At 41.0% G+C, this 1,682-nt stretch carries 1 protein-coding gene; it reads left to right on the forward strand.

The features are described from left to right. Nucleotides 1–61: 61 nt before the first annotated feature. Nucleotides 62–1,660 (forward strand): ISL3 family transposase, encoded by a 1,599-nt coding sequence (locus B0O44_RS24815; RefSeq protein WP_110834804.1) that lies wholly within the window; start codon nucleotides 62–64, stop codon nucleotides 1,658–1,660. Nucleotides 1,661–1,682: the final 22 nt, after the last annotated feature.

A 1,682-nucleotide genomic window follows, 5' to 3' on the forward strand; every position in this document is an offset into this window, starting at 1 on the left:
GGTTCTTCCCCACTTTTGGTGGTAATTATGATAATTGAAGGCTAATGTTCGTTAGAAATTAATGAACCTTGCGAATCTAATTTTCTCTTCTGCTGATGTATTTAAGATTATTTCGGTAGACAATCAGACTGATCAGATAAATATATACGTTCAAAGCCGGCAGAAAATATGTTTATGTCCGAACTGCTGTGAGCCGTCCACCAAATTACATAGTTATTACACGAGGAAATTTAATGACTTGCCCACCTTTGGAAAGTCTTGCAGGATCTTTCTGAAATCTCGTAAATATCATTGTCTAACGGACGAGTGTCCACTTAAAATTTTTACAGAACGCTATGAAAATCATTTCCAACCATGCAAGCGGACAACAAAGCGTCTGGAAGATAAGCTATTTAATACTGCTTTAGAATTGGGTGGCAAACCTGCAGAAAGAATATGTTGTCATTTTTCAATACCAGTCAGCGATACTACTTTGCTGAGACTTATCAATAGAGCTCCTTTACCTGCCCCAGGTGTTTTTACAGCTATAGGCGTTGATGATTGGGCCTACAAAAAGCGTGAAAGATATGGCAGCATTCTGGTAGATTTAACAACAAGAAGAGTTGTCGATTTGCTACCCGACAGAGAAGAAGAGAGTTTAATTACCTGGTTAGAGAAACAGCCAAAACTTGAAGTAATAACCAGGGATCGTTATGGCAAATACAAGCGTGCGGCAACTAAAGGTGCACCTCAGGCGATACAGGTGACCGATCGCTGGCATTTGCTAAAAAACCTCGGTGAGGCGCTCACCAAAATGATGACCCGTGAATATGCCAGATTAACTAGATCATTAGCGCCGAGGATTGAGGAAAGCCCAGTGGAAATACCTGAGGAATTACCTATAAGAGAAAAAGAATTGGCCACAACGGGGATTATAAGGCGACGGTTTGATGAGATGAAGAAATTACAGGCAGAAGGTTTATCAATAAAGGCAATTGCAAGACAATTGGGTATGCATAGGGAAACAGTTAGAAAATACATGTTGACGGAAAATTTAGTCCGTAAATCCTACAAGGACAGGGGGATGATCGAGAACTACTTCAATTATATTAAAAAGCGAATGGAAGAAGATGATGGGCTTTATTTGAAAACATTATGGAGTGAGTTACGGCATATGGGTTATCCAGGAGGGTACAGCACACTATCTGAAGCCTTAGCTTATTATGGCATTCGCATCGGAAAAAAAGCCAGGAATCCAAAAACGCAACAGCACTCAGGCTCATTCTTTAAGCCTTCTAATGCTGCAATGCTATTCCTGACCTCGGAAAACAGGCTTACCGCAACGCAGAAAAAGCTAATAGACAAATTATGTAAATCATCATGTGGCTTAGAACGTGCCTTGGTATTGGTAAGAGATTTCCGAAATCTTATGGAAAACAAGTTGGGAAATCAACTCCAGGGCTGGATAGAGAATGTACTGCACTCAGGGATTAGCGAGATGGCAACTTTTGCGAATGGTCTGTTAAGGGATTATCAGTCCATCGAAAATGCGATCAGATTGCCTTGGAGCAATGGCCCGGTAGAAGGCAATGTAAATAAGCTAAAGACTATCAAACGGCAAATGTATGGCAGGGCCAGCTTTGATTTGCTCAGAAAAAGATTAGTGCTGAAACCCACATAACCACCAAAAGTGGGGAAGAACC

It is taken from the genome of Pedobacter nutrimenti (assembly GCF_003208655.1).
GTDB classification, from domain to species: Bacteria; Bacteroidota; Bacteroidia; order Sphingobacteriales; family Sphingobacteriaceae; genus Pedobacter; species Pedobacter nutrimenti.

Coding starts and splice junctions, on each gene's coding strand:
- B0O44_RS24815 (WP_110834804.1), top strand. CDS start 62: ATGAACCTTGCGAATCTAATTTTCTCTTCTGCTGATGTATTTAAGATT.